Raw genomic sequence first — 25,894 nt, 5'->3', positions numbered from 1 at the left:
TAAAGGGCAGCAGGGGGTCCACCCAGTAGGCTAGTTAATGTCGAATCAGATTATTGGCGAATCAAATAGTCAAAAGCACCTAGTGAGGCTTTTGCACCTTCGCCCATGGCAATAATAATTTGTTTATACGGCACGGTCGTGACATCACCTGCGGCAAACACGCCCGGTACGGAAGTCATACCATGGGCATCGACGATGATTTCTCCACGGGGCGACATCTCGATCGGCGAGCCTTTCAGCCATTCGGTGTTAGGCACCAGACCAATCTGTACAAAAATACCTTCCAGCGCGATAGTGTGAGTTTCATCGGTGCTGCGGTCTTTATACACTAGACCGTTTACACGGCTGCCATCACCGGTCACTTCGGTGGTCTGTGCATTGAGGATAATGTCAACGTTAGGCAAGCTCTTAAGCTTCTTCTGTAGTACCGCGTCTGCTCGCATTTCTCCCATAAACTCTACTAGGGTGACATGCCCTACAATACCCGCTAGGTCGATAGCTGCCTCAACCCCTGAGTTTCCGCCACCAATGACTGCCACTCGCTTACCCTTGAATAGTGGGCCATCGCAGTGGGGGCAGTAGGCAACGCCTTTGTTACGATACTCTTGCTCGCCCGGCACATTCATTTCGCGCCAACGGGCGCCGGTTGCCAGGACCAGTGTTTTACTTTTCAGCTTGGCACCTGACTCAAAGGTCACTTCGTGTAAGCCGCTTTCTGTTTCAGCCGCTTTAAATGACGTGGCGCGCTGCAGGTTCATCACGTCAACTTCGTACTCTTTGACATGTTCTTCAAGAGCACTAACCAGTTTTGGGCCTTCGGTGTGTGTTACCGAGATAAAGTTTTCAATGCCCATTGTGTCGGCGACTTGACCACCAAAGCGCTCAGCAGCGACACCTGTATTGATACCTTTACGTGCTGAGTAAATAGCCGCAGCAGCACCTGCGGGACCGCCACCAATCACCAATGTATCGAAAGCGGCTTTATCAGTTAGCTTTTTGGCTTCACGCTCGGCAGAGCCTGTATCGACTTTCGCCAGTATCTGCTCAAGCGTCATGCGGCCTTGGTCAAACGGCTTGCCGTTTAAGTAGATGCTGGGAACCGACATAATTTCCCGCGCTTCTACTTCATCCTGGAACAGAGCACCGTCGATGGCGACGTGGCGGATATTGGGGTTGAAAATCGCCATCAGATTGAGTGCTTGGACAACATCTGGGCAGTTCTGACAAGACAACGAATAGTAGGTCTCGAATAGCATGTCGCCCTCGAGATCCTTGATTTGGTTTAATACGTCATCCGATGTTTTGGGGGGATGACCACCCACTTGCAGCAACGCCAGAACCAGCGAAGTGAACTCGTGTCCCATGGGAATGCCAGCAAATACCACACCGGTTTCTTCTCCGAGGCGGTTAATGGCAAATGACGGCGTGCGATTGTCCTGGCCGTCGGTATGCAGCGTAATTTTATCGCTTAGGGTGCTGATATCCTCCAGCAGGCCTAGCAGTTCACGTGACTTGGCACCGTCATCGAGGGACGCAACGATCTCGAACGGTTGAGTCACTTTTTCTAGGTAAGCTTTCAACTGATTTTTTAAATTGGCGTCCAACATGACAGCGGTTTCCTTGTCGTGCACATCAGGTTCTCAACCTATAGCGTGACGATACCGTGAGCAGCCACGGTGTCGAAAAAGACACAAGGGAGAATAGGTTCGTGCATTAAAGTGGGCAATTAAAACAAGCACTTAATAAATAACACCCGGACTTGGCGCCCGGGTGTTGTGCTGCCCGAGAGAATGATCCCTGCAAGGCAGCATCAGGCAGTTTAGATTTTGCCTACAAGGTCCAGAGACGGAGCAAGCGTCTCTTCGCCTTCCTTCCATTTAGCGGGGCATACTTCATTTGGGTTGGCACGAACATACTGAGCAGCTTTTACTTTGCGCAGCAGTTCTTCAGCATTACGGCCGATGTTGCCTGCGTTGATTTCAACGATCTGGATCTTACCGTCTGGGTCGACAACGAAAGTGCCACGCTCAGCAAGGCCTGCTTCTTCGATCAGTACTTCAAAGTTGCGAGAAATTTGCAGCGTTGGATCAGCGATCATCGGGTACTGCAGTTTGCCGATTGTTTCAGAGCTGTCGTGCCATGCTTTGTGAGTAAAGTGGGTATCGGTAGAAACACTGTAGATTTCAACGCCCAGCTTTTTAAACTCAGCATAGTTGTCAGCTAGATCGCCAAGTTCAGTCGGGCAAACAAAGGTAAAATCGGCTGGGTAAAAGAAGAAAATAGACCACTGGCCTTTCAGATCAGCATCACTAACATCGACGAATTCGCCGTTCACATACGCAGTGGCTTTAAACGGTTTTACTTCAGTGTTGATCAAGGACATTCAGAACGTCTCCATAACAAGTGAATGGCAGTCGAAAAAGCTGCTGCAATAGTAGCGAATTACGACTAATAGCTAAAATTGAAAAAAACCATCTGTCCAATAGTGTATGGCTATTTACTCTGTTGGCATCTGGCTAGCTTAGAGGTGGGGTCATGTAGCGCAGAATACAAGAATTTTTCACATAGGCTTGCGGTAGGTGCCACGGCGCCTCAAAATTTGCACGGCTTACATGATGGTAATTGCTGTATTTAGTGTTTTTACGTAGGTCGCGAGTGTCCATGACACGGCGGTAAGTGAATAGATATTGGGCGATACCGGTTTTTATAAGGAGTGTTGAAGTGGGGAATGTTCACAAACTTTCAGTGGCCGTTACGGCCATCTCTTTTGCCGTAGCGGCTGCAACTGCCCAAGCAAACGAAGTGCGAGTTTATAATTGGTCAGACTATGTTGCACCAGAAACGCTTGAGAAGTTTACTAAGCGCACCGGCATCGACGTGATCTACGATGTTTACGACAGCAATGAAATTTTAGACGCTGCCCTTTTGTCTGGCCGGTCTGGCTACGATGTAGTGGTTCCTTCTACTTATTTTTTGACACGCCAGATTCAGGCGGGGGCATACCAGGAGCTTGATCACGCAAAACTCCCCAATCTGGACAATCTTGATAGCCAGCTTCTGAAAAAACTGGACGTTGTAGACAAAGGTAGCCGCTACTCAGTGCCCTACATGTGGGGAACTAATGGAATTGGCTATAACGTTGAGCGTGTTACTGACATCCTTGGTGAGGATGCGCCATTAGACAGTTGGGCGTTGCTTTTTGATACCGATATTACCACGCAGCTTGCCAAGGCCGGGTGCGGACTATCGATGCTTGACTCTGGCTCCGAAATGCTGACACCGGCGCTAGCCTATCTGGGACTTGATCCGCATAGTAATGAAACGGAAGACCTACAAGCCGCGGGGGATTTGATCGCCTCTGTGCGCGATAATATGACTTATTTCCACTCCTCTCGCTATGTGACTGATCTAGCGAATGGCGATATCTGTGTGGCAGCGGGGTACTCTGGAGACGTTTTCCAAGCGGCCGACCGTGCTGAAGAGGCGGGGCGTGATTTCACCATTGGTTACAGTATTCCTAAAGAGGGCGCTGAGCTATGGTTCGATATGATGGCGGTGCCAGCGGATGCACCCAATCCCGATAATGCACATGCGTTTATTAACTTTATTCTTGAAGGCGAGATTGCCGCCGAAATTACCGATTATGTGCGCTACGCTAACCCCAATGCTGCGGCCAATGAATTCTTGCCTGACGACATTCTTAATGATCAGGCGATCTATCCAAGTGATGAGGTGATGGAAAACCTTTATGTCATAGCGGAAAAGCCCCAAGCCGTTCAGCGTGTTCGCACTCGCATTTGGAACCGCGTTAAAGCAGGTCGTTAATTTTATCAGTGCCTAACTAACAGCGAGCCAAGATTGACTTGGCTCGCTGTCATTTTTAACGCCCGGCTGCCGGGCCTTTTGATGGGAGTGGCGCATGGTCACTACGTCCCTGTCGAACGAGCCATCATCCTCTTCGTCGGTAATTCTTCCCGCTTCTCCGCGTACCCAGGGAAAAACGCCTAGATTTGCTGAAGATATTGTTCTTGAGGTAACGCGTTTAAGTAAGCGTTTTGACGATGCTCTGGCGGTAGATGATGTGAGCTTGCAGGTGAAACGCGGCGAAATTTTCGCGTTGTTAGGTGGGTCAGGGTCAGGTAAATCGACGTTGCTGCGAATGTTGGCAGGGTTTGAAACACCGAGTGAAGGGCAGATTTTACTAGGCGGCGAAAACATTACCACGATGCCGCCTCATAAGCGTCCAATCAACATGATGTTTCAATCCTATGCGTTATTTCCCCATATGACGGTAGCGCAAAACATCGCGTTTGGGCTTAAGCAAGATAAGTTGCCTAAGGCTGAGATTGATGCACGTGTGGCTCAAATGCTCAAGCTTGTGCACATGGAGCGCTTCGCTAAGCGTAAACCGCACCAGCTTTCCGGCGGACAGCGCCAACGGGTCGCGCTTGCGCGTTCGCTGGCCAAACGTCCCAAACTGCTGTTGCTGGATGAGCCGATGGGAGCGCTAGACAAAAAGCTGCGCACTGAGATGCAACTCGAGGTTGTTGAGATCATTGAGCAGGTAGGTGTTACCTGCATAATGGTTACCCATGATCAAGAAGAAGCCATGACCATGGCTGACCGTGTTGCGATTATGGCTGATGGCTGGATCGAACAGGTCGGCTCTCCGGTAGATATTTATGAAAGTCCTGCCAGCCGTATGGTGGCGGAATTCGTCGGTACGGTAAATCTGTTTGAAGGAGAGATTATTGAAGATGCGGCGGATCACTGCCTTATTGCAGCTCCTGCGTTGTCTCGGCCAATCTATATTGATCACGGCATTACTACCCAAGCGGTGGATCGCCGCGCCTGGGCCGCAGTGCGCCCGGAGAAAATCTGGTTAACCCGTGAGCAACCTTCAGGAGAATACAATTGGGAGGCGGGAAACGTTGATGATATTGCCTATCTAGGGGGCTACTCACTTTATTACGTCCGCACGGCTTCGGGGCAATTGATTAAAGTGAGTATGGCGAATACCGAGCGGCGGGGGGATCGTCCGACCTGGGGGGATAGCGTCTATGTCTATTGGGAAGACCATAGCGCTATCGTGCTGAACCGCTGATGCCCGCTAGGAGATTGTCGACGATGATGCCATCCCGCCTTACAGGCCTTACTAAGCGGATGCAGTTAGGCCGTCGTGCCGTCATTGCGTTTCCGCTGGTGTGGCTTACGCTATTCTTTTTGTTGCCGTTTGCACTTGTCCTAAAAATCAGCCTTTCGGAGGCGGTGATTGCCATCCCGCCATACGGGCCGCTGGTTGAGTACGCCAACCAAACACTGAAAGTTGTTCTAAGTCTGGGCAACTATTTGTTTTTGTTGTCGGATTCGCTCTATGTGGCAGCGTATTGGGGGTCTATTAAAACAGCATTTATTTCGACCACCGTTTGTTTGCTGATTGGCTACCCAATGGCGTATGCCATGGCACGTGCCCCTGGTCGTTGGCAGCTTATCTTGCTGCTGTTGGTCATGCTGCCCTCATGGACGTCATTTTTAATCCGAGTTTATGCCTGGATGGGCATTCTGAGTAACAGCGGATTGATCAATAACTTTTTGATGGGCATCGGTTTGATCAGCTCTCCGCTGCGTATGATGAATACCCAGTTTGCGGTCATTATTGGCATTGTGTATGCCTATTTACCGTTTATGGTGTTGCCGCTTTATGCCCATCTAGCGCGGTTGGATAGTGCATTGCTAGAGGCTGCATCAGATCTTGGTTCGCACAAGTTTAATACCTTTCTTAACGTCACACTTCCGCTCTCAATGGGCGGCATTGTTGCGGGATCCATGTTGGTATTTATCCCTGCAGTGGGGGAGTTTGTCATTCCTGAATTGTTGGGTGGCCCCAATACCGCGATGATCGGTAAGGTGCTTTGGGAGGAATTCTTCTTAAATCGTGATTGGCCGGTAGCATCTGCGTTGGCCATGGTGATGCTGTTACTACTACTGATGCCTATTGTGTGGTTCCACCGCTACCAGTCTCGGGAGCTAAAAGAATGATGCTGCTGAGTCGGCGCCCAAGTTTTACCACGGTGATGTTGATATTGGGCCTTCTGTTCCTCTATTTGCCGATGGTGGTGTTGGTGGTTTACTCCTTCAATGCTTCACGGTTAGTCACCGTGTGGGCTGGCTTCTCCACGCAATGGTATGGGGAGCTATTTCGCGATCGGCAAATACTTGCGGCAGTATGGACAAGCCTGAAAATTGCCTTTTTTTCCGCCAGTATGGCCGTTTGCCTGGGGACGGTAGCCGCATTTGTTATGACTCGTTACGGCCATTTTCGAGGTAAAACGGTGCTGTCAAGCATGGTGACAGCCCCCCTGGTAATGCCGGAAGTGATTACAGGGCTTTCCTTGTTGCTGTTGTTTGTACAAATGGCACAGCTAATCGGATGGCCTGCAGATAGGGGCGTAGCCACCATCTGGATTGCCCACACAACCTTCTGCAGTGCTTATGTTGCGGTGGTGGTCGCGGCGCGCTTGCGTGAGATTGACCGGTCTATTGAAGAGGCCGCGATGGATCTGGGGTCTCCACCAGTGAAGACGTTCTTTCTGGTTACTCTGCCGGTGATTTCTCCCGCCTTAGCCGCGGGGTGGCTACTGGCGTTTACGCTTTCACTGGATGACTTGGTCATTGCCAGCTTTGTTTCCGGCCCTGGTGCAAATACACTTCCGATGGTGGTGTTTTCGTCAGTGCGCATGGGTGTATCACCGAAAATTAATGCGCTTGCTACACTGATTATCTTGGCGGTATCGCTGGTAACGTTTTTAGCGTGGTACCTCATGCGCCGAGGTGAGGCAAAGCGAAGGGCGCAGCTAAAGCAGGTCGATAGCATTTGATGAATGCTTATAACACTTCGTCATCGCGTCCGGTTAAGACCGTTTCCAACTCGCCGGTCACAAGTGAAACAATGATATGCAATTGAATCGGTGCGCAACATTGGTGGCAGTCTTCCCAAGTGTCATGACTACCCTGGGACGTATCAATCACAAAGGTGAGGGGCGCATCGCAGTAGGGACAGTGGAAATCGTGATTTACCAAGGCGTCGTCATGCATCGTTCGTTCCTATGGTATAGGTCTTAAAGCAGCTAGATTTTAAAGAAACAGTGTAGCAGTGTGTCGAGTGGCCAGGCATGCGAGAAATGAATCAGGTAGGATGATAGTGGACTCCTTAAGCAACCTAGAGATGAGAGCGATGATGATACGTAACATAGTAGTAACTGCAGCGTTGACACTCCCGGTGGTCGCCCTAGCCGCAACACCCAATGTCACGCCGGGCGAGTGGGAATTTGTCAGCGTCACCAGTATGGATGGTGATATGCAGATTCCAGATCAAACCGAAACAGAGCGCCAGTGTATTACCCAGGAAGAACTGGAGGGCGCAGAGTTCGGTTTTATTGAAGAAGAAGAAGGCTGTGAACTGCTTAATCAAGATATGAATGCCGACGGCCTTGAATATAGCATGATGTGCCGCGCTGAAGGTGGAGAAGCAACCATCAATGGCGAGATGCGTTTTATGGGCGAGAAAATTGAGGGCACAGTGGATATTTTCACCCAGTCACCGATGGGTGAACTGACGATGAATACTGTGATTGAGGGTGAGCGGATTGGTAATTGCGAGTAAGTAAACGCTAACGCTGCGTTGTTTCACAGCGTTTTTGTTGGCAGCATTTTTGTTTACAACGTTGATCACAAAGGGCGCTTTAAAAAGCGCCCTTTGTGTGCTGGGCATGGTTGTCGAGAAAAGGCCAGGATCAACCACTCCTTCTAAGGTTAGCGCGGTGGTGAATCAATCGGCGGCTGATACGCTGTTGGGGCGTTGGCGATCTCTTCTTCTAGCTGGCGTTTGACGGCTCCTGGTGAGCCTGAGTAGCGCGCGAGAAGGTCGTAGGCCACGGGCACGACAAACAGCGTAAACAGGGTGGCAGAACCAACTCCCGCCATAATCACTGTACCAATGACCAAGCGTGACTCGGCCCCAGGCCCGCTTGATACGATGAGTGGTATCGCTCCCGCCATGGTGGTGACTGCGGTCATCAGAATGGGCCGCAGGCGAGTCACTGACGCTTCAACTAAGGCAGAGCGGAATGCTTGGCCCTGGTCGCGCAGCTGATTGGCAAACTCCACGATTAAAATGCCGTTCTTAGCGGCTAGGCCTATCAACAACACCAGCCCCACTTGGCTATAGATATTGAGTGACTGCCCACTGAGCAGAAGGGCAAGCAGGGCGCCACTCATGGCTAATGGCACCGTCAGCATAATCACAAACGGGTGAATTAAGCTCTCAAACTGAGCGGCCAGCACCAGGAACACCACGACAGCACCCAGTACCAACAGGAAGGTAGTGGCACCGCTAGCCTGTTGAAAATCACGCGAAGGACCCGCTAGGTTTGTTTGTGCCTCCTCCGGAAGAATAGTGTCAGCCGTCTCTTGCAAATACGCCAGTGCCTCACCTAACGGGTAGCCATCCGCTAAGTTGGCTTCAATCGTAATGGCGCGTACGCGGTCAAAACGGTTCAGCGTGCTAGCACCCGCAAAATCAGACAGTGTGACCAAACTGGCAAGAGGGATCAGTTCCCCTGAGCGTGCAGACCGCACCTGGATATTGTCCAGTGCGCGGGGGCTATTTTGGCGACCTCGATCCCCCTCCAAAATGACATCATACTCTTCGCCGTCATCGACGTAGCGGGTAACATTGCGGCCCCCCAGTAGCACTTCAAGCGTTCGGCCTATTTCGGTAACCGTAACGCCTAGTGCTGCAGCGCGTTCATAGTTGATATCGACACGAAGCTGAGGCTGGGTCTCATCGTAATTGCTCTCAAGCGCGGTAAGTCGCGGGTTATCCTCGCGCACATGATTGACGAGCGTGTCGCGCCAACGTGCTAGGTCTTCGTAAGTACCGCCTCCTAGTACAAACTGCACAGGCTTTTGGGTACGTTGACCGAACCCTTGGCGCATGACCGGGAACGCTTGCACGCCGGGTAATGAGCTGAGTGTCTGGCGGACGTCGGGCATAATTTCCCAGGCGCTGCGGCGACTGCCCCAATCGGCCATGTTGATAATGATGAAGCCGCTGTTGAAGTTTTCAATATTGCCAAACCCCCGAGGGGCGCGTACCACAACGCGCTCAAACTCTCCGCTTTCAACAAAGGACGCGAGCCTAGCCTCAATTTCGTCCATATAGTCCATCATGTAGTCGAATGTGGCGCCTTCTGGGCCATTAACGAGCACAATAAAATTACCGCGATCCTCTTGCGGCGTATATTCATTGGGTAGCTCAGTCGCAAGCCAAGCAGTGGCAGCAATCAACAGGAAAAACAGTGCAACGACTAGCCATTTAAGCTTCAAAACGACCTCAAGTGCACATTTGTAATGGTACTGAGTCTTGCTAAGTAACCATTGAACAGCTCTGCCAATATGACTGTCGTGCATACCGGGTTTGAGGATTTTTGAGGCCATCATGGGGGTGAGGGTGAGTGCCAGAAGTGTCGAGACCACAACCGCCGCCGCCATGGTGAGGGCGAATTCCGAAAATAATCGACCAATATCTCCCTGCAGCATGCTGAGTGGCACAAACACCGCTACCAGCACTAACGTGGTTGCAATGACGGCAAAGGCGATTTGCCGTGTTCCACGAAAGGCGGCGACCAATGGTGTTTCGCCGTAGTCATGCATGCGCCGGTTAATGTTTTCCAGTACGACAATGGCGTCATCAACAATCAAACCAATGGCCAGCACTAGCGCAAGAAGCGTTAGGAGGTTGATCGAGAAGTTCATGGCTGCCAGGGCCGTAAAGGCACCAATAACGGCAATAGGAACGGTTACGGCAGGGACGAGTGTGGTGCGTAGATTGCCCAAGAAGAGAAAAATCACCACAACAACTAGCCCCATGGCAATAAATAGCGTCATGACTACTTGGCGGATCGCACCCGATACAAAGACTGAGGCATCAAAGTTGAGACTCAGTGACATCCCTTCAGGCAGCGTTCCCTGTAGTCGCTCCATCTCTTGCTGTACGGCTTCTGATAGCTCAATCACGTTAGCGGTAGACTGCATAATCATGCCCAGCCCGACCATCGGGACGCCGTTGGCTCGGAAAACGGATCGGTCTTCGACGGAGCCAACTTCCACCCTGGCGACATCTGCCAGGCGTACCAAATAGCCGTTCTCGCTCTGATTAAGTGCTAAACGCTTAAAGTCATCGGCGGTGGCAAAACTACGGGGCAGACGTACGATAAACTGGCGATCGGCGGACTCTAGGGAGCCTGCTGGTAACTCGACGTTTTCAGCGCGTAGTGCATCCTCGATATCACCTACTGTCAATCCTCGTGCGGCCATTGCATTGCGATTGAGCCATACCCGCATGGCATAGTCGCGCCCGCCACCAACGCGCACCCGAGCAACGCCTGGCTGGACCGAGAGGCTATCGACTAAAAACCGGTTGGCGTAATCGGTTAATTCAGTAATCGAGTAATTTTCTCCCGACAGGCTGAGCCATATCACAATCGTTTCACTACTGTCGGCCTTGGTGACCTCGGGGTTATCCGCATCATCTGGTAGGTTTCGTAGGGCCCCCGAGATACGGTCACGTATATCGTTTGCAGCAGCATCAATGTCTCGACTAAGTGAAAACTCAATTTCGATACGTGAACGTCCGTCTTCGCTCTGCGACGTGATCAGTTCAATGCCTTCAACGCCTGCAATACGATCTTCGAGAACTTGTGTAATACGTGTTTCCACGACGCTTGCTGAGGCGCCGGAGTAGCGTGTATCAATGCTGACAATAGGCGGATCAACCGTTGGATACTCTTGCAGCGGCAGGCGATTAAGTGCCATCAACCCGAAGGCTATAATCAGTGCTGCAATCACCATTGCCAGCACTGGCCGCTGAACTGAAATATCTGATAAACGCATTAACGGTCAGCCTCCAGCAGCGTGCGAATATCTGTTTCTTCATCGGCGATCCCCAACAGCCGAACGGATTGGCCGTCACGGGCAAGCTGTAATCCATGGATAACCACTAGGCTGTCTGGATCCAGGCCTTCAAGTATCTCCACTTCGCCGTGTCGACGCTCCCCAATAGAAACCTCTCGGCGTTCGAGGCGATGCTCTTCGTCATGTTGGTGAATCAGCATGACAAAGTGGCGGTTGCCGCTGGGTTCAATGGCAGACTCAGGCAGTACAAGTGTTTCGCGCTGGCGCTGTTGGACGATCACTTCCATCAGCATGCCAGGGCGTAATCGCATATGCGGATTGGCAAGCTCGGCGCGCACGCTGACGCTTCTGGACACAGGGTCAACACGCGTGCCGATACTGGCAATTTCGCCGCTGAATACCTCATCTGGAAAGGCTGCGGTGGTGGCGCTGAGTTTCAGACCAGTGGAAAGACGCCCCAAAAAGACCTCAGGGACGGTGAAGTCAAGTTTCATGACGTCTAGTTTATCCAGGGTGACTAAGTCCATGCCAGGTGTGACAAGAGTGCCGACACTCACGTTGCGAAAACCAACACGGCCACTGAAAGGAGCATGTATCCGATAATTAGCCAGCCGTGCTTCTAGCGCCTGAGCATCTGCTTCGGCTTGCCGTAGTCTAGCCTGAGTGTCTTCCACATCCGCCCGTGGTGCTAAATTTCGCTGCTGCAATTGTGCCGCGCGATCTAATGCATTTCTACGCTCATCGCTGATGGCTTGTGCAGCCCTTAGCTGTGCCTGTTCTTCGGCATCTTCTAGGCGAATAAGCAGGCGCCCACGATCTACTTGCTCGCCATCTTGGAAATTGATGTCAGCAATGGTTTCAGTCACTGTCGCCGAAAGCGTCACGCTTTCATCAGCACGAAGCGTGCCTAGCGCCTCAAGGGGGTCGGACCATGTGGCCATTTCTGCGTAATGGCCTATCACTGGCGTTTGTGGCTGTGCTACCGCTTGGCCAGCCCATGTTAACAGCAGTAAGCAACAGCATAAGGTACGTTTACTAACGGGCATGGATATCTCAACGTTAATATAAAAGTAGTGAAAAAGTATTTGCTGAATAACGGTGACTGACGAATTTATTGCAACATCACTACCATTCAATGCAAAAAAGCAGTTGTACGTAATATGTACATTTGTTTTTTAAATGTACAGGATTGCCCCGTAATTTACCTGCTAAAATATTCCCCTTTTCTTTCTTGGAGCCTTATTTATGGTCTACGACGTCGTGGTCATTGGTGCTGGTGCCGCAGGTTTAATGTGTGCGGCTCAGGCTGGCTATGCAGGACGACGTGTTCTGGTGATTGACCATGCTAACAAGGCAGGTAAAAAAATTCTTATGTCCGGAGGGGGGCGGTGTAATTTTACCAACCTTGATACCACGCCTGGGCACTTTTACTCAGAAAATCCTTATTTTTGTATTTCTGCCTTAAAACGCTATCGGCCAGAGCATTTTGTGGCATTGGTGGAGCGCCATGGCGTTGAGTATGTCGAAAAAGCGCCCGGACAACTATTTTGCGCCCAGTCGGCGAAAGAGGTTGTCAGAGTGCTACTCACTGAGTGTGAATGGGCAGGCGTAGAAGTCGCGCTTAATACATCAGTCTCTTGGGTAGAGCGGGTAGGTGAGAGCATGCGTTTGGCAACGTCTATGGGAGCTATTGAGGCTGGCGTGCTGGTAGTGGCGACGGGCGGTTTGTCGATTCCTACGATGGGAGCTACTGGGTTCGGTTATGACCTTGCTCGCCAGTTCGGTATCGAAGTTTTACCAACGCGACCTGGATTGGTGCCGTTCACGTTAAGCGATACCTGGAAAGAGCGCGCAGCTGGGCTTTCAGGCGTTAGCTTGGCATCAGCGGTGAGCTGTGGCGAGCGCTGTTTTGTCGAGCCTATGCTGTTTACCCACCGTGGCCTTTCCGGCCCTTCGATGCTGCAAATCTCTAGTGTTTGGCAACCGGGGGGGAGTATTGAGATCAACTTACTCCCTGGTGAGGATGCGAATGCTGCGCTGCGTAAGGCGCGCATTGAAACACCTAAGCGTCAGCTGTCTACTTGGTTGGGCGAACGTTTTCCGAAACGCTTTGTACAGGCACTACTAGAGTGGTATCCCGGGCGTGACCTCGACCAACCCTTGGCGCAATACAGCAATGAAGCATTAGCTGTTTGGGCGCAGCGGCTTAATGAGTGGTCATTAAAACCCGCAGGTACGGAAGGCTGGCGCACCGCTGAGGTCACCATGGGCGGTGTCAATACCGACGCTATTTCATCGAAAACGTTTGAAGTTAAAGCCTTACCGCAGCTGCGCTTTATAGGTGAAGTGCTTGATGTAACAGGCGAACTAGGGGGCTATAACTTCCAGTGGGCTTGGGCGAGTGGTGTGGCATGTGGGCAGGCTTGTTGAAATTAACTACTCACTAGGAAAGCCGTTACGGTGCAAAGTACTCCGTAACGGCATAGCGCTAGGACGTTATCTTAGCCAATAACTTGAATTTTCGTAGCAGCATGTAGCCTGCAAGCGCTTTTCTTCCTAGTGTCATTACGCTACCTGGGTGGCGTAGAACGCGGAAAGCAACAACACCGCCAATCATATAAACAGGCAGCTTAAGGCGTTGCCAGTTATTGTCCAGCGGTGCTGACGTGTCAATAAGCTGGTTGCTAGCGACGAGTATATCGATACGCTGCTGCTCTAACTCTGCCAGGAGGGCTGCCTTACGTTCAGCACGACTGAGTGACGGGTTACCGTTGGTAGGGTTAGTGGCGATGCTGGGGCGAGTCATCCTCATTGACCTCCAACAGGGCACGATCAGCAGAAAGCTGCTTCAGTGTTTCTTTCAAAAGCGTGTGCTGCTTTGCTTGGCGAATAGCAATGAATGCAAGCAAAAAGCTAAATGAAATTAATACTAGTGCGCTAACACCAATCGCAGTAAGCCGATAGGTATCCCAGAATAACACCACGATTAATGCAGTGAGTGTCGCTATTCCAAGGAGCAGCAAAAGTAAGCTTGCTCCTGCTAGTAGCAACAGGGTCAATAGACGTGCGCGCTCTTCCTCTAATTCTAAAACCGCCAAACGCAGGCGGGTTTCACCGTTAGCAACCAGTGATTTTAGCAGGCGTTTGGCGGCGGAAAATACGCGTTGGGTTGGCCCCAAAGCCATTAGCGACGTCCGAGCAGCATGCCTAAGACGAGACCGGTAGCTGCACCAATACCGATGCTGGTCCACGGGTTTTCGCGTACATAGCGATCACAGCAATCAACTTGCTCAGAAAGCGTTTCGCGGGTTTCTTCATACAGTCGTTCACCACGCGCTTCCAAGCGTGCTCGGGTATCTTTCAGTCGACGCTCTGCACGCTCGCGCAACTCATGCATTTCGCCACTTGCATCTTTAGACGTGGCGTTCATCAGTTCCTCGACAGTTTCACTCAGGTGGCGGAGGTCTTCCTTCAGCTGATCGGCGCGAGCAGAAGTATCAGTATTGCGTTTAGCCATGATGTCATCCTTTGACGAGTGAATATGAATAAGTGACAACTCCAGCATAGCAGTCGTCATCAATAAGACAACCTCGACCGCTAGCGGTTCAGCCCCGTAGCACTGAACAGAGGATTTAAGCTAAATCCAATGCTGACTCTGTGTAAACGGTTGTTGTAATCAATCATGCTTTCGCCATAACCGTAGTAATACTGGACATGTGCGCGAAGGCTGTTGAAAGCTGGCCAGCTGTAGTCAATTTGTGTGCCGTAATTACCAGCACTTGGGTTACCACGCAATAAACCTTCTACTTCATGATTGTTTTGTAGACGCTTGGCAAGGCGAATGTCGCCATAGCCCATAAAACGCTTGATATCGGGGTTATCATCGCTATTTTCGGACTCAGGCACACGCCAAAAAGGGGCCAGTGTTAATGCCCAGTCACCACGCTGGAAGGTGTTTTCCATATAAACGCGGTTCCAGCTCCGTGATAAAGGATCGGATCTGCCGTTCGACTGGTGATTAAAGGAAATCCGGTTGCGGGTATTCACCCACCCTAGTGCGCGCCAAGCATTATCAAAATCGATGAAGATTTCTGGCTCGTAGTTGGTTTCACGGAAAGGGGAAGATGCATCAGTGTTGTATGCCTGCCACCAGCTGCGCTGGGTGTAAGCAAAATAGACATCACCAATATCGCCAAAGACATTTTCAGCCAAGTTGAATTTAGCGCTAAATTGAAATTTCACTTCCGTACTGTCAGGAGAGCTATCTTCCGTTACGTTGCGAAAATTTTCGACATTTTGATTCGAGCTATAGCTGATCGGAAATATGTAGTTTGCCCGATGGGTAGTAATGGCAAACGGGTTGCGGGTCGATTCTTGTTCCAGTTGGCGGCGATCGCTTAGATCTTCAAGCGCGACTTCTTCGGGAAGATGCTCAACGGGAAATCCTTGTGTGGGTGCGTCAATTTGCTGCAGTTTTCGGTGCAGTCGATCACGTTCGGTGTCGAGGGCATGGATACGCGCCTCGATAGCTTCTCGTGAAGCGGCTAAGGCATTGTGACTGAACGTTTCAGCGGCCAGCATAACGACTAGGCTGGTTAACAGCAGTTTTCGAGTGACCATCAATAGGGCTCGCAAGTGATAGGGGGCAGTTATCTGAGTCGTTTCTATACATGCCCACCGTGTAAGTCAACACTTCGTCTTCGCCGGTGGCGATAGATTGCGTAAGCAATGATAACACCTGACAATGAAGACCTTTCTTGAATGGATAAATATCCATGTTGATGAGGCATACGTAACGTGGTCAACAATGCTGTGAAGTGCTTTATCAAGTTGCTATGCATGCTACTAATAGTGCTGCTAAGTATCAGCAGTGCTCAGGCGGCAATGCTCGATCAAGTCCCCACGGAGGCTCAGCTAGCTGAGCGTTTAGCGCAGCTTGAGGCTCAAGAGGGTGAGCTAACAGCTCAGCAGAGTCGAGATAAGGATGCCTTAGCGTTAGCCCTGCAAACCTATGAGCGTCTTAAGGCGGCTGAAGAGCGATTAGAGGCATTGGAGCAGCGCATTGAACAGGCACCTGAGTTATTGCTTCGCCTGGAGCGCGAGCTAATCGATGCCGAAGAGGCTAGCCAGCAACTGTCGGTAGATAATCTCAGCGACATGCCGCTTGAAGCTCTAGAGGCTCAGCAGGCAGAAGCGGTGGTTGAATTACAGCAGTTGCAAAGTCAATTAGCAGAAATTAACTCACAGTTACTGGCGGCTCAAACGCTGCCGGAGCGTGCTCAGCAGGCTATTTCTGAGGGGCTGCAGCGTACGGAAACGCTGCGTCGCCAACTTGATGAGCGAAAAGCATTGCTTGCTGATCGGCAGCTATCGGCACGAAACGACGCACAGCTCATTCAGTGGCGTTTGGAACGTGCACTAGTTGAGCGAGAAGTTAACTTGCATCAGCGTGAGCTCAGTGCCAACAGTCGGCTACGTGAGCTGGCTCAGCAGCGTCGAGATTTAACCGAACTACAAATAAGCCAGCAGGAGCAGCAGCTCAGCCTATTGCAAGGCGTGATTGATCGTCAGCGTCGGCTGCTGTCAGAGCAAGCGATTGCCGATGCTGCTCGAGACGATCCACTGATAGCCGAGGGGCACCCTGTTGTGCTGCGCGCGCAGCAGATTAACCAAGCATTGAGTCTTGAGCTATTGCGGTCAACTGACCGAGCCAACGGTATTGTTCGCGAGAATATCGATGCCCAGCGTCAGTTGGATCAAGTTCGTCAGCTTCAGCGAAGCTTGAATGAACAGATGGATGCGATTCGCGGCAGTCAGCTGTTATCACGCATTCTGCGTGAACAGCGCAAGTCGCTACCTGTGGTGGCGCCTCGTCGTGACTTGCAAGATGAAATCGCCGACCTTCGCTTGAAGCAGTTTGATCTCATTCGTCAACGAGACCAGCTTCGTCACGGGGAGCGCCTAGCCACTCAGCGATTACAGGAAGCGGGTGTGGAAGTCACGCCTAGCCTTGTCGATTCACTCTCTCGACTTTATCAATCGCGTCGTGAGCTGGTAGAACAACTGGAACAATCCTACGGTAGCTTATTAAGCGCCGCGATTGAGCTGCAGTTAAACCAGCAGCAGCTGTTAAATACCACACGTGAACTGCGTGCCACCATCGATGAGCAGCTGTTTTGGGTGGCGAATAGCCGTCCACTCGATCTGAACTGGCTTCGTCAATTGCCCCACAACCTGAGCCAAGAGTGGAGCGACGGTGAATGGCGAGCGATTTTACCGACGCAGTGGGAAGGTTTTTCCTGGCGCATGCTAGTGGGGGCGCCGGTGTTTCTTGTCGGTTTGCTGCTGGTTGGACTTCGGCGAAAAATCAAAAAGCGCTTAGCGCTGATTCACTCACAAATTGGTCGTTTGAAAAGCGACACACAGTTGCACACCACTAAGGCGGTTCTTCTAAATGCGCTGTTAGCCTTGCCGGGCCCGCTTGGCTTAGCCAGCATTGGCATTGCGCTTCGAACCACAGAAGGAGCGCTGGCAAACAGTGTCTCGCCTGCCTTGCTGCAATTAGCGCTAAGTTGGGGCGTCATCGCGCTGGGGCGTCGCTTGTTAGTGCCCGATGGTGTTGCAGAACGCCACTTTACCTGGGCCCCTGCCTACAATGCTCTGTTACGTAGGCTACTGGGTAGATTAGGGCTTGCACTGGTGCCGGTCGTGGCCATTGCAGCACTTTCGGGGCAAATGGAAACACCTCTGGCGCTCCGACCGGTGGCAATAGGCTTATTTGCGGCTGGTTTGTTGTCAATGAGCTGGATTTTAGCGCAGCTGATATTAGCGCATGTGCCCATTTTTGGAGTCCGGTTGTTTCGTCTTGTGCTTGGTTTGGCGATGGCATCCGTACCATTGATGCTACTGGGATTAGTCGCATGGGGCTATGAATATACCGCTTTGCGGCTTGTGGCACGGTTTGCAATTACTCTTTATCTGCTGGGTTTATGGGTCGTGGTAGAAGCCACCGTCGTGCGGAGTTTAGCGGTAGCGGCGCGGAGGCTGGCTTACCGTCGCGCGCTTGCCAGGCGTTCTGCCCAAGTACAAGAAGGGGCAGAAGGCGGGTTAGAGGTGGTTGAAGAGCCGCCTCTTGATATGGAAAAAATCAACACCCAGTCACTGCGCCTTTCGAAGCTTATTCTGTTGATTGGGTTCAGTACATTACTGTACCTCGTCTGGGCGGATCTGCTTGCCGTACTGGGTTATCTAGACCAAGTCTCTATCTGGGATGTTACAGATGGTGACTTGGTAGGTGATGCGCTGTCGATCTCCGATGTATTTATGGCGCTGCTTGTCATTGCAGTTACGTTTATTATGGCGCGTAACTTGCCAGGCCTGCTGGAAGTCATGGTGCTTTCACGTTTAGTGCTAAAGCAGGGCAGTGCCTATGCGATCAGTTCGCTGCTTTCATACACTATTGTTGGCACCGGCATTGTGATGTCACTGGCGACGCTGGGTGTGTCCTGGGACAAGCTACAGTGGTTAGTTGCAGCGCTGAGTGTGGGGTTGGGATTTGGCCTTCAGGAAATATTTGCCAATTTTATATCGGGGCTGATTATTCTGTTTGAGCGTCCTATCCGGATTGGTGACACGATTACACTGGGGAATCTCCACGGCACCGTTAGCCGAATTCGTATTCGGGCTACGACGGTGACTGACTTTGACCGCAAAGAAATTATTATCCCCAATAAAACCTTTGTGACCGACCAGCTAATTAACTGGTCGTTATCGGATAATGTCACTCGGGTAGTGCTGACCTATGGTGTTACCCATGGTTCTGATTTGCCGCTGGTCCACCGTCTATTGCACCAGGCGGCGGCTGAGAATGAGCGAGTACTAGAGGATCCTGAACCTCAGGTTTTTTGTCTTAGCTATGGGCCACATAGCCTCAATTTTGAGCTTCGCATCTTTGTGAACGACTTATTAGATCGCTTGCATGCTTCCGATGAAATTAATTGCCGTGTTGATGAACTGTTCCGTGAGGCAGGTATTCGGATCGCTTTCGAGCAGATGGATGTCTGGCTACACCGAGACCAAGGCGAGTCAGTGAAGGTGCAGTCAGCTAAGCGCTTGCCACCTGCCGACCTAAGCGGCCCTAGAGCTTAATTTTTAGAGCTTAACTTAGACCATAAATTAGGCCTTAACTTAACGTTTAGAGGCCAGCAGTAAAAACTCCCGATTGCCGTCACCACCGGTAATCGGGCTTTCCTGCCAATGACTAATGGCTAGGCGACCATTCAGGCAGGCCGCGCGTATTTTTTGCTCCACTTCTCTATAACGAGTAGGGTCGCGCACTATGCCGCGCTTATCTAACGCCCCAGGATCAAGTTCAAACTGTGGCTTAATCAGCGAGAGCAGTTGGCCTTGCGAAGGGAGAAGAGTAGCGATTTCGGGCAAAATCAATGTTTGCGAAATAAACGAAACGTCCATCACCGCAAGATCGATAGGGTGTTCAGTCAGTGCTTGCTGAAGCGCTGGAGATGAGCTCATGCTGCGGGCATTTAAGCCCTCTAGGCAAGTTACGCGTGGGTTGTCACGCAGCGCCTCCGCCAACTGTCCGTGACCAACGTCAACACCTATCACATGGTTAGCGCCAAACTGTAGAGCGCAGTCTGTGAAGCCTCCCGTGGATTGGCCTATATCCAGTACCCCACGCCCATCCAAACGCATGTTAAGTGCCCTGAGTACACCTTCCAGCTTTAAACCAGCGCGAGAAACATAGCGTTCTTCGGGGTCTTCTTCAATTTGCAGTACAGTGTCAGTGGACCATTTCTCGGAAGGCTTACTTAGCGGCGTACCATCTTGAAGGTAAACGCGTCCGTTGCGGATAAGACGCTGAGCACGGGTACGTGAGCTGGCCAGCCCTTGGCTAACCAGCAATTGGTCAAGTCGTATCATGGTTGTCATGTGAAATAAGTGATGTTGTCAGGTCGCGTTCATTGCGGCCCTTGGTCAGCTTGGAGGTCGGTGGGAGGGACGCGAGAGGCTCCCCAGCTACGATGAAGATAGCCTTTTACGCTATCTAACTCCTCATCTGTTACTACCGCTAGTTCGCCTCGTTCCAAGGGGTCATAATGGTAGATATACAGTCTTGAGGTGAACTGATCAAAGGGTAGAGAAGCTTCACCAAAGCGCTCACCGTTACCGGCGGTACTTACTTTTACACCATCTCCCCAATCCTGGCCGCTGTCATTGTTTGGATTATAAAAATAGATCCGCATCGTATCGTTAGGATCTAAAGAGGCGCGCAAAATTGTGATGGCATGCCAGCCAATAAAACGAGCAGCGCTATCAGTCACCGCGATGCCTGCCGGCTGAGGATGTATCAGCGGCTGGTTGCCATTGTAGTAGGGGTGATAGCTGGCGTAGAAATGGCGGATAAAATTATCCACACCGCTCAGTTGCCCAGTGGCAACGTCAACATTGATACTAAAGCCTCTCCCCGACCACCAGCCGTGAAACTCTGGGTTGACCCAGCGGTGGGGGTCGCCTTCTCGGCCAATACAGCGCCTGCCCATTTCCGCATATATGCGATCCAAATGGGGCACTACAATCAATGAGGCTGGGTCGAGATCCATCGGGAGTTCGGAGGCAACGCCTGACAGGCTCTCCATTGAGGAGATTGACTGACCTTCGAAATGCATAATGATTTCATCATCACGCGCAGCCCAGGTCACCATCTGCAGCAGATAGTCAGGGTCATTATAGGCCCACATTGAGAGTGCTCTTGCCGACTGGCAGGTGGGATTATTGCCCTGACCAACGCCTAGCGGTAGCCCCAGCATGCAAAGCACGCCTTCGATTAAACGTGCTCGTGGTGATGCGTCATCACCATAAGACAGGCTCAGTCGTGCTTGTGCCCATTCAGAAAGCTGCAAATTCAACTGTCGCCACATGGCGGGAGCCACTGGCGGTTGATAGAGAATGCCTCGCTCTAGCAGCAGTGCCAGACCATAGACTGCTTGGGCGGTGGCGGGATAAACACCACTGCGGATTAGTGCGTGCACAAGTTCCCGATAGCAAAGCAGACAATCACGACCAGTCGATGAAAGCCCTAATGCCTCTGATAGCAGGTGGTCACCTTCCTCAAGCAAATAGCGCATTAGTACCGCGTGATAGGGCGATACTAACCCTGTGTCGTGCATGGCGCGGGCGAAGCCGGTAGCTTCCGCCTGTAAGGCAGCGCTATCCATACGCTCCAGCCGTTCACGATACAGTACAACACCGGGATCTTCGCGGCAGGCTTGGGTCGGTCCGAAAAGCGAGCTGACCAGCCTGTCGGCGCCTTGGCCGCTGGAACCTAAATCAATCTCGGGGTTTGCTTGGCACAAAGCAATTTGGGTAATCATTTGTTTGATGGGATCAACCTGAATTGGGCGCTGCTTTAAAATACGCCAGATTTCATCAATCAGCTGATCAATCACATGTTCGTAACCAATGCGCTCGGCTAAATGTTTGAACAGGTGCCTGGGGATAGTCGCTAATCGCCCCTGGGTTTCCCGTTCAGCCTCGCTTGGTGCGTTAAATAACAGCCACAGGTTAATGGCCATTACTTGGGTTAAATAATGGTGTGCATGCTCTTGGGAGACGAGTGAGTGAAGGTAATTACCTTTGGCGACCGCTAAAAGTCGCAGCTCACTCAATGCTTCGATGACCACCACATTGGCATCAGCGCTTTTCAGCGAAAAGGTGGTAAGCGTTGGCACCAGAAATTGTGGTGTTTCCCAGTCAGAGCCTGCAAACACACCGGCGGACTCATAGTCCGCCGAGCGTGCTTCGAGGGCGGCGCAGCCACCCTCTTGCATCAAGATTCGACGCGCAGTATCCATCACGCGGGGCAGCTTGGCCGGTTTAGAAAAAGCGGGTGCCTGCGAAAGCAGGCGCACCGCATCATCAAACTTGCTTAAAAGCCCGTTAAGCTTGCCATCTTCGTATTGGTAAGAAGATGCATCTTGATTGGTCGTCACGTTGACTCCTTATCCCAGCCGTGGCGGAGATTATACATAGAAGTCGAGGTCTTCTTGGCGTTTAAGCAGATCACGAATTGTATGCGCATCTTCACCTTTAAAGTATATCAAGCCCCAGTGGGTGCCAAATGCAGTGCGCTTCGTGACGGTTTCTTCAACCGGTGGGGTTAGCTCATGGGATTCAAAGTAAGGGTGATCCTCTGTTTCTTCAGGAATCTCTAAGCGGCTAACCACGCGGCGGCGGGGGTATACGCCAAAGCAACCCGCGAAACCATCGGCGTCCACCACTTCTTTTGGAAAGAAGGCAGCGACTTCCTCTTTGGTGCTTTTAGGATCGAAGACCAACATAGACGCTTGATAAGCGTTAAAACCGTAAACCCGCTCGAGAAGCTCAAAGACTTTGAAGCCGGGGGGACGGTAAGCGACTTCGCCAAAGTACATTTCACCGTCGCTGGTGACAAAGTACTCGGGGTGAATGAGGCCGAACTCAATATCAAACGCTTTGATCAGTTTCTCAATTTGCGTAGTAATTTGTTCGCGGTACTTCTCAAGCTCTGGAGAAGCCGGTACAAACACCGAATAGCCCAGTGTCACGTACTCAGAAATGTTCAGGAAAGCGATTTTGCCATCGTGAACCCATGCTTCAACGGCGAACTCCCAGCCGTCTAGGTGAGACTCCATTAGCACCGGAAATTCTTCGTCAGGGATAGTATCGACTTCATCCGGCGTGCGAATCACACGGTGACCAAGACAGCCTGCCTTATCAAATGCTTTCAGGTGGATGGGATCATTGGGGTCACCATCCAACTTGAGTAGTGTCTGGTTGACGCGCTTAAGAAAGCGGACAACGTCATCTTTATCGTGGGCTTCTTCAAAAATACCCACGCGAATGCCACCTAGCTGGGCACGGCGCTTCATGAGCGCTTTATCGCGTAGCAACAGCGACTGGCCATAAATGCGTGGATTATCGAGCAACAGTGAGTTGATCGCGCCCGCCCACTCTACGGTCTCTTCATAAAGCGGAATTGCTACATCGACGCCTTTCTCTTTTAGCGTTTCAGCAATTTCGATAGAGCGATCATTAAGGCGCTCAAAATTCCATGGCACATAAGGAATATCATGTTTTTGGCAGTACTCCTCGGCCCAGTCGGGTGCAACCACGATGTAGCGGCGGTCAAAATTTTCTGCCGCTTCGATCGCATTGAGGCTCCAACCTAATAGGGCGATATAGCCCTTATTGGGATCCTTTTGCATGATGGTGACTCCTGTGGGTGAGTGAATAAAGTTGCCATACCACTTACTTCACCATACACGATAGAGCCTTCCATCGGCCAATTGGCAGCCTCTGAAGGCAAAAATAGCTAAAAATAAGCGCTTTTGATGGGTGCAGACTAAAGAGCGAACCTCTGAGTATGGTAGGCTAGGCAGCTTAACATTATGTTCAAATGGCAAGAGGAATAGGCCAAGATGGCGGCCAAGCCGATCTACCGTGTGGTGGTTCACCAGCAGGGTGAAATTTGGGATTTATACGTTAGAGAAATCTTTCAAAGCGAACTCTGGGGCTTTATTGAAGTCGAGGAGTTTGTCTTTGACGATGCGTCGCGGGTTGTCGTCGACCCAGGGGCAGAAAAGTTGCAGCGTACTTTTGAAGGCGTTAAGCGTAGTTATTTGCCGCTCAACACGATTGTGCGTATTGATGAAGTCGAACGTGAAGGCCCTTTAAAAGCTGTCAAAAGCGATGCCCGCGTCGCAGAGTTTCCTCGTCCCTTCCCATTGCCGCCTCGTGGGGAAGGGTAAGCGCCCAAGACAAGCGCAACGCTTTGAGCGATACGCGCGTAGGCTTCGTCTGCCTCGCGCGTTTTACAATCAGGACATGACGTCATGCAAGTAAATAAACTTCGTAGTAGTTGTTACGCCGCTGCCGTTGGCGTGTTGTTGAGTATCGGAGGAGAGCCTGCCTTTGCCCAGTCGGATAGCCAAGCCTGGGTAAGTGATGAGCTAAGCACTTATGTGCGCAGCGGTCCCACTGATGGCTATCGCATTGTGGGAACGTTAAATGCGGGTGAGCAGGTCGAGGTGCTTGAAACAAGCGGCAATTATACTCGCGTACGCAGCAATAGCGGCGATACGGTATGGGTGCTCAGCAGCGAGATACAGCAAAACCCCAGTGCACGTGAACAGTTGCCGGTATTACAAGCGCAGGTAGATGAACTCACTCAAGAGCTGGATGGTATTAATGATACTTGGGATCAACGAGTATCTTCAATGACTGAAACGCTTGAAGTCCGTGAACAGCGGATTATTGAATTAGAAGCGCGTAACCGCGAACTCGATAGTGAAGCAGAGCAGTCTCGCCAGCAGGTGCGTGCACTGCAAGCGCGTCTAGACACCCAGGAAGAAGACTTGCTAATGCGCTACTTCATGTATGGAGGAGGTGTAGCGGGCGCAGGTTTACTCGTAGGGCTAATTGTTCCGCATTTGCCGCGCCGCCGTAAGAAACGCGATCGTTGGTTCTAAAGCGAGGGGAATAGGGATGGAGAACCCTTGGCGTCAGCGCTGGCAAGAGGGGCGTATCGGCTTTCATTTATCCGACACGCATCCGTCGTTGATCCAGCACTGGCCAATGCTTAACGTGGAGGCTGGTGCTAAAGTGCTTGTTCCTCTATGCGGTAAAAGCCTGGACATGCGCTGGCTAGCAGACAAAGGCTATCCAGTGTTAGGTATTGAGCTGGCGCCAGAAGCCATAGAGCAATTTTTAGCTCAGCGTAATGCTGGTGTGTCGCGTTATACCCAGGCGGGATTTGATGTGTCCCGTCAGGGTAATGTCGAACTTTGGTGTGGTGATTTCTTCCACCTGCATATCCAACAGGCAGCGGAAGTCGGCGCGTTTTACGATCGTGCCTCGCTGATTGCGCTGCCACCAGCCACGCGTGAGCGCTATGCATTTCATCTTGCCCAGCTGGTACCTCCTGGGGCAAAAGGTTTGTTGATTGGACTGACCCATGAAGAGGCTGACGCAGGCCCGCCATTCAGTGTGCCTGATAGTGAAATTCAGCGTTTATTGACGCCTAATTTTCGGGTTGAACTCGTCGAAAATAGAGAGCCTGATGAACGGGGGCGAAGTGAGAGTGTATGGGCATTAGAGCGGCGAGGCCCACGGGTGTAGTAAGCCTGCCGCTTAGCGCTGCTCACAAAACCACCCGCGATAGCGGGTGGTTTTTTGTTTATTCGTCGAAGGGGTTAACGCGCTAATAGACGGCCAAGTTCAGGGTCGCTGAACGCACGGTTCAAACCATCACTTAGCAGATCGTTGAGCATACGTGTGTTGGCGTCTTCACCTGGCTTGATGGCATAACCTTGGGTGCGCCGTGATGTGTAAGTGCCTGTGTAAGTCGTCCCTTTATTTTGAGCCACCGCTCGGAACACACCTTCAATACGCGCTTCATCGATGAGCGGTTGGCCGCTTTCGCCCTTGGCATAGTTGAGGCTTGCGAGTTCAAGCGTGATACTTGGGCGTCCTTGAGCAGCATCGCGTGTAGGACTAAACCCCATGTCGCGTACCGCACGCTCGGCTTCTTCCTGCAAGCGCGGAATTAATTCATGGCTGCTCACCGTAATCTGCGCAGTCGACATGCTGCCACCTGAGCGCGTTCCAATTACCTCGCTTTCCCTCGCATCGACAGCAACCACGGTGACCTGCTGGCCAGAGCCGGTTTGTGGCACATTGGCAGTGCGCTGCGGGTTCAGTTGAAGATACTGAGGGCTTGCACAGCCGGCTAGCAAAATGCTGGCCAGCAGCGCACAAGAGAGCTGTAAAAAATGACGCCGACGCATACGATTCTCCGCTATAACCAAGGGTAGATGACAAAACGCTAAGGCTGTTCACAGTATTTTACTAAAATACCCGTAGC

The 25,894-nt window shown here is 51.5% G+C and carries 23 protein-coding genes; 10 read left to right on the top strand and 13 right to left on the bottom strand.

The window, feature by feature from the left end; genetic code table 11:
- Window positions 1-50: 50 nt before the first annotated feature.
- A complete protein-coding gene (gene ahpF, locus HZS79_RS07025; RefSeq protein ID WP_179927441.1) occupies window positions 51-1,607 on the bottom strand; it encodes an alkyl hydroperoxide reductase subunit F in 1,557 nt (518 codons plus the stop codon).
- Window positions 1,608-1,819: 212 nt separating this feature from the next.
- A complete protein-coding gene (gene ahpC / locus HZS79_RS07020) occupies window positions 1,820-2,383 on the bottom strand; it encodes an alkyl hydroperoxide reductase subunit C (RefSeq protein ID WP_179927440.1) in 564 nt (187 codons plus the stop codon).
- A gap of 338 nt (window positions 2,384-2,721) precedes the next feature.
- Here ahpC and HZS79_RS07015 point away from each other — a divergent pair, with 338 nt between their 5' ends.
- From HZS79_RS07015 to HZS79_RS07000, 4 genes are all read left to right on the top strand, one after another.
- Window positions 2,722-3,825 carry an extracellular solute-binding protein gene (locus HZS79_RS07015; RefSeq protein WP_162219408.1) on the top strand — a complete coding sequence of 368 codons (1,104 nt, stop codon included), beginning with the start codon at window positions 2,722-2,724 and terminating at the stop codon, window positions 3,823-3,825.
- 94 nt (window positions 3,826-3,919) lie between these two features.
- A complete protein-coding gene (gene potA, locus HZS79_RS07010) occupies window positions 3,920-5,104 on the top strand; it encodes a polyamine ABC transporter ATP-binding protein (protein ID WP_179927439.1) in 1,185 nt (394 codons plus the stop codon).
- 23 nt (window positions 5,105-5,127) lie between these two features.
- Window positions 5,128-6,039, top strand: a complete 912-nt coding sequence (locus HZS79_RS07005; RefSeq protein ID WP_179927438.1) for an ABC transporter permease subunit — start codon at window positions 5,128-5,130, stop codon at window positions 6,037-6,039.
- Window positions 6,036-6,878 carry an ABC transporter permease subunit gene (locus HZS79_RS07000; RefSeq protein WP_218927959.1) on the top strand — a complete coding sequence of 281 codons (843 nt, stop codon included), beginning with the start codon at window positions 6,036-6,038 and terminating at the stop codon, window positions 6,876-6,878. The genes HZS79_RS07005 and HZS79_RS07000 overlap by 4 nt, the downstream gene beginning before the upstream one ends.
- A gap of 7 nt (window positions 6,879-6,885) precedes the next feature.
- Here HZS79_RS07000 and HZS79_RS06995 read toward each other — a convergent pair whose 3' ends face one another.
- Window positions 6,886-7,095, bottom strand: a complete 210-nt coding sequence (locus HZS79_RS06995) for a zinc ribbon domain-containing protein (protein ID WP_179927437.1) — start codon at window positions 7,093-7,095, stop codon at window positions 6,886-6,888.
- 139 nt (window positions 7,096-7,234) lie between these two features.
- Between HZS79_RS06995 and HZS79_RS06990 the strand changes: the two genes are divergently transcribed.
- Window positions 7,235-7,663, top strand: coding sequence for a DUF3617 domain-containing protein (locus HZS79_RS06990; protein ID WP_179927436.1), 429 nt, complete (start codon window positions 7,235-7,237; stop codon window positions 7,661-7,663).
- Window positions 7,664-7,812: 149 nt separating this feature from the next.
- Here the strand turns inward: HZS79_RS06990 and HZS79_RS06985 are convergent, their stop codons facing one another.
- Together HZS79_RS06985 and HZS79_RS06980 are read right to left on the bottom strand one after the other, a co-directional pair.
- Window positions 7,813-10,953 carry an efflux RND transporter permease subunit gene (locus HZS79_RS06985; RefSeq protein WP_179927435.1) on the bottom strand — a complete coding sequence of 1,047 codons (3,141 nt, stop codon included), beginning with the start codon at window positions 10,951-10,953 and terminating at the stop codon, window positions 7,813-7,815.
- Window positions 10,953-12,020, bottom strand: coding sequence for an efflux RND transporter periplasmic adaptor subunit (locus HZS79_RS06980; protein ID WP_162219402.1), 1,068 nt, complete (start codon window positions 12,018-12,020; stop codon window positions 10,953-10,955). Before HZS79_RS06980 ends, HZS79_RS06985 begins: the two co-directional genes overlap by 1 nt.
- Before the next feature lie 199 nt (window positions 12,021-12,219).
- On the opposite strand from HZS79_RS06980, the gene HZS79_RS06975 reads away from it, so the two are divergent.
- Complete coding sequence (locus HZS79_RS06975) at window positions 12,220-13,404, top strand: BaiN/RdsA family NAD(P)/FAD-dependent oxidoreductase (RefSeq protein ID WP_179927434.1); 1,185 nt, start codon at window positions 12,220-12,222, stop codon at window positions 13,402-13,404.
- Window positions 13,405-13,462: 58 nt separating this feature from the next.
- Here the strand turns inward: HZS79_RS06975 and HZS79_RS06970 are convergent, their stop codons facing one another.
- The 4 genes from HZS79_RS06970 to HZS79_RS06955 all read right to left on the bottom strand — a co-directional run bounded on the left by HZS79_RS06970 (window position 13,463) and on the right by HZS79_RS06955 (window position 15,594).
- Complete coding sequence (locus HZS79_RS06970; RefSeq protein ID WP_162219400.1) at window positions 13,463-13,780, bottom strand: YqjK family protein; 318 nt, start codon at window positions 13,778-13,780, stop codon at window positions 13,463-13,465.
- Window positions 13,755-14,159: a phage holin family protein gene (locus HZS79_RS06965; protein WP_179927433.1), complete on the bottom strand. Its 405-nt coding sequence runs from the start codon at window positions 14,157-14,159 to the stop codon at window positions 13,755-13,757. Before HZS79_RS06965 ends, HZS79_RS06970 begins: the two co-directional genes overlap by 26 nt.
- Window positions 14,159-14,491 (bottom strand): ElaB/YgaM/YqjD family protein, encoded by a 333-nt coding sequence (locus HZS79_RS06960; protein ID WP_162219398.1) that lies wholly within the window; start codon window positions 14,489-14,491, stop codon window positions 14,159-14,161. The genes HZS79_RS06965 and HZS79_RS06960 overlap by 1 nt, the downstream gene beginning before the upstream one ends.
- A gap of 80 nt (window positions 14,492-14,571) precedes the next feature.
- Window positions 14,572-15,594, bottom strand: a complete 1,023-nt coding sequence (locus HZS79_RS06955) for a phospholipase A (RefSeq protein WP_179927432.1) — start codon at window positions 15,592-15,594, stop codon at window positions 14,572-14,574.
- Window positions 15,595-15,813: 219 nt separating this feature from the next.
- Here HZS79_RS06955 and mscK point away from each other — a divergent pair, with 219 nt between their 5' ends.
- On the top strand, window positions 15,814-19,122 hold the full coding sequence (mscK, locus tag HZS79_RS06950) for a mechanosensitive channel MscK (RefSeq protein WP_179927431.1): 3,309 nt from the start codon (window positions 15,814-15,816) through the stop codon (window positions 19,120-19,122).
- A gap of 39 nt (window positions 19,123-19,161) precedes the next feature.
- Here the strand turns inward: mscK and HZS79_RS06945 are convergent, their stop codons facing one another.
- The 3 genes from HZS79_RS06945 to HZS79_RS06935 are packed head-to-tail and all read right to left on the bottom strand — an operon-like array spanning window position 19,162 to window position 23,237.
- A complete protein-coding gene (locus HZS79_RS06945; protein WP_179927430.1) occupies window positions 19,162-19,914 on the bottom strand; it encodes a TlyA family RNA methyltransferase in 753 nt (250 codons plus the stop codon).
- 38 nt (window positions 19,915-19,952) lie between these two features.
- A complete protein-coding gene (locus HZS79_RS06940; RefSeq protein WP_179927429.1) occupies window positions 19,953-21,983 on the bottom strand; it encodes a hypothetical protein in 2,031 nt (676 codons plus the stop codon).
- Between the two features lie 30 nt (window positions 21,984-22,013).
- A complete protein-coding gene (locus tag HZS79_RS06935) occupies window positions 22,014-23,237 on the bottom strand; it encodes an ATP-grasp domain-containing protein (RefSeq protein WP_179927428.1) in 1,224 nt (407 codons plus the stop codon).
- Between the two features lie 213 nt (window positions 23,238-23,450).
- Here HZS79_RS06935 and HZS79_RS06930 point away from each other — a divergent pair, with 213 nt between their 5' ends.
- The 3 genes from HZS79_RS06930 to HZS79_RS06920 all read left to right on the top strand — a co-directional run bounded on the left by HZS79_RS06930 (window position 23,451) and on the right by HZS79_RS06920 (window position 25,149).
- Window positions 23,451-23,780 carry a DUF1820 family protein gene (locus HZS79_RS06930; protein ID WP_162219392.1) on the top strand — a complete coding sequence of 110 codons (330 nt, stop codon included), beginning with the start codon at window positions 23,451-23,453 and terminating at the stop codon, window positions 23,778-23,780.
- Between the two features lie 84 nt (window positions 23,781-23,864).
- Window positions 23,865-24,500 carry a TIGR04211 family SH3 domain-containing protein gene (locus tag HZS79_RS06925; protein WP_179927427.1) on the top strand — a complete coding sequence of 212 codons (636 nt, stop codon included), beginning with the start codon at window positions 23,865-23,867 and terminating at the stop codon, window positions 24,498-24,500.
- A 16-nt stretch (window positions 24,501-24,516) separates the two neighbouring features.
- The gene (locus tag HZS79_RS06920; RefSeq protein WP_179927426.1) at window positions 24,517-25,149 is read left to right on the top strand and encodes a thiopurine S-methyltransferase; all 633 of its coding nucleotides are present in this window, start codon (window positions 24,517-24,519) and stop codon (window positions 25,147-25,149) included.
- Window positions 25,150-25,223: 74 nt separating this feature from the next.
- Here the strand turns inward: HZS79_RS06920 and HZS79_RS06915 are convergent, their stop codons facing one another.
- Window positions 25,224-25,817 (bottom strand): YajG family lipoprotein, encoded by a 594-nt coding sequence (locus tag HZS79_RS06915; protein ID WP_179927425.1) that lies wholly within the window; start codon window positions 25,815-25,817, stop codon window positions 25,224-25,226.
- Window positions 25,818-25,894: the final 77 nt, after the last annotated feature.

The organism is Vreelandella zhaodongensis (genome assembly GCF_013415115.1).
GTDB lineage: Bacteria > Pseudomonadota > Gammaproteobacteria > Pseudomonadales > Halomonadaceae > Vreelandella > Vreelandella zhaodongensis.
The sequence above is the reverse complement of the archived record's forward strand: the minus strand, read 5'-3'. Positions and strand labels throughout refer to the sequence as shown.

Coding starts and splice junctions, on each gene's coding strand:
- ahpF (WP_179927441.1), bottom strand. CDS start 1,607: ATGTTGGACGCCAATTTAAAAAATCAGTTGAAAGCTTACCTAGAAAAA.
- ahpC (WP_179927440.1), bottom strand. CDS start 2,383: ATGTCCTTGATCAACACTGAAGTAAAACCGTTTAAAGCCACTGCGTAT.
- potA (WP_179927439.1), top strand. CDS start 3,920: ATGGTCACTACGTCCCTGTCGAACGAGCCATCATCCTCTTCGTCGGTA.
- HZS79_RS07005 (WP_179927438.1), top strand. CDS start 5,128: ATGATGCCATCCCGCCTTACAGGCCTTACTAAGCGGATGCAGTTAGGC.
- HZS79_RS07000 (WP_218927959.1), top strand. CDS start 6,036: ATGATGCTGCTGAGTCGGCGCCCAAGTTTTACCACGGTGATGTTGATA.
- HZS79_RS06995 (WP_179927437.1), bottom strand. CDS start 7,095: ATGCATGACGACGCCTTGGTAAATCACGATTTCCACTGTCCCTACTGC.
- HZS79_RS06990 (WP_179927436.1), top strand. CDS start 7,235: ATGATGATACGTAACATAGTAGTAACTGCAGCGTTGACACTCCCGGTG.
- HZS79_RS06985 (WP_179927435.1), bottom strand. CDS start 10,953: ATGCGTTTATCAGATATTTCAGTTCAGCGGCCAGTGCTGGCAATGGTG.
- HZS79_RS06980 (WP_162219402.1), bottom strand. CDS start 12,020: ATGCCCGTTAGTAAACGTACCTTATGCTGTTGCTTACTGCTGTTAACA.
- HZS79_RS06975 (WP_179927434.1), top strand. CDS start 12,220: ATGGTCTACGACGTCGTGGTCATTGGTGCTGGTGCCGCAGGTTTAATG.
- HZS79_RS06970 (WP_162219400.1), bottom strand. CDS start 13,780: ATGACTCGCCCCAGCATCGCCACTAACCCTACCAACGGTAACCCGTCA.
- HZS79_RS06965 (WP_179927433.1), bottom strand. CDS start 14,159: ATGGCTTTGGGGCCAACCCAACGCGTATTTTCCGCCGCCAAACGCCTG.
- HZS79_RS06960 (WP_162219398.1), bottom strand. CDS start 14,491: ATGGCTAAACGCAATACTGATACTTCTGCTCGCGCCGATCAGCTGAAG.
- HZS79_RS06955 (WP_179927432.1), bottom strand. CDS start 15,594: ATGGTCACTCGAAAACTGCTGTTAACCAGCCTAGTCGTTATGCTGGCC.
- mscK (WP_179927431.1), top strand. CDS start 15,814: ATGCTACTAATAGTGCTGCTAAGTATCAGCAGTGCTCAGGCGGCAATG.
- HZS79_RS06945 (WP_179927430.1), bottom strand. CDS start 19,914: ATGATACGACTTGACCAATTGCTGGTTAGCCAAGGGCTGGCCAGCTCA.
- HZS79_RS06935 (WP_179927428.1), bottom strand. CDS start 23,237: ATGCAAAAGGATCCCAATAAGGGCTATATCGCCCTATTAGGTTGGAGC.
- HZS79_RS06930 (WP_162219392.1), top strand. CDS start 23,451: ATGGCGGCCAAGCCGATCTACCGTGTGGTGGTTCACCAGCAGGGTGAA.
- HZS79_RS06925 (WP_179927427.1), top strand. CDS start 23,865: ATGCAAGTAAATAAACTTCGTAGTAGTTGTTACGCCGCTGCCGTTGGC.
- HZS79_RS06920 (WP_179927426.1), top strand. CDS start 24,517: ATGGAGAACCCTTGGCGTCAGCGCTGGCAAGAGGGGCGTATCGGCTTT.
- HZS79_RS06915 (WP_179927425.1), bottom strand. CDS start 25,817: ATGCGTCGGCGTCATTTTTTACAGCTCTCTTGTGCGCTGCTGGCCAGC.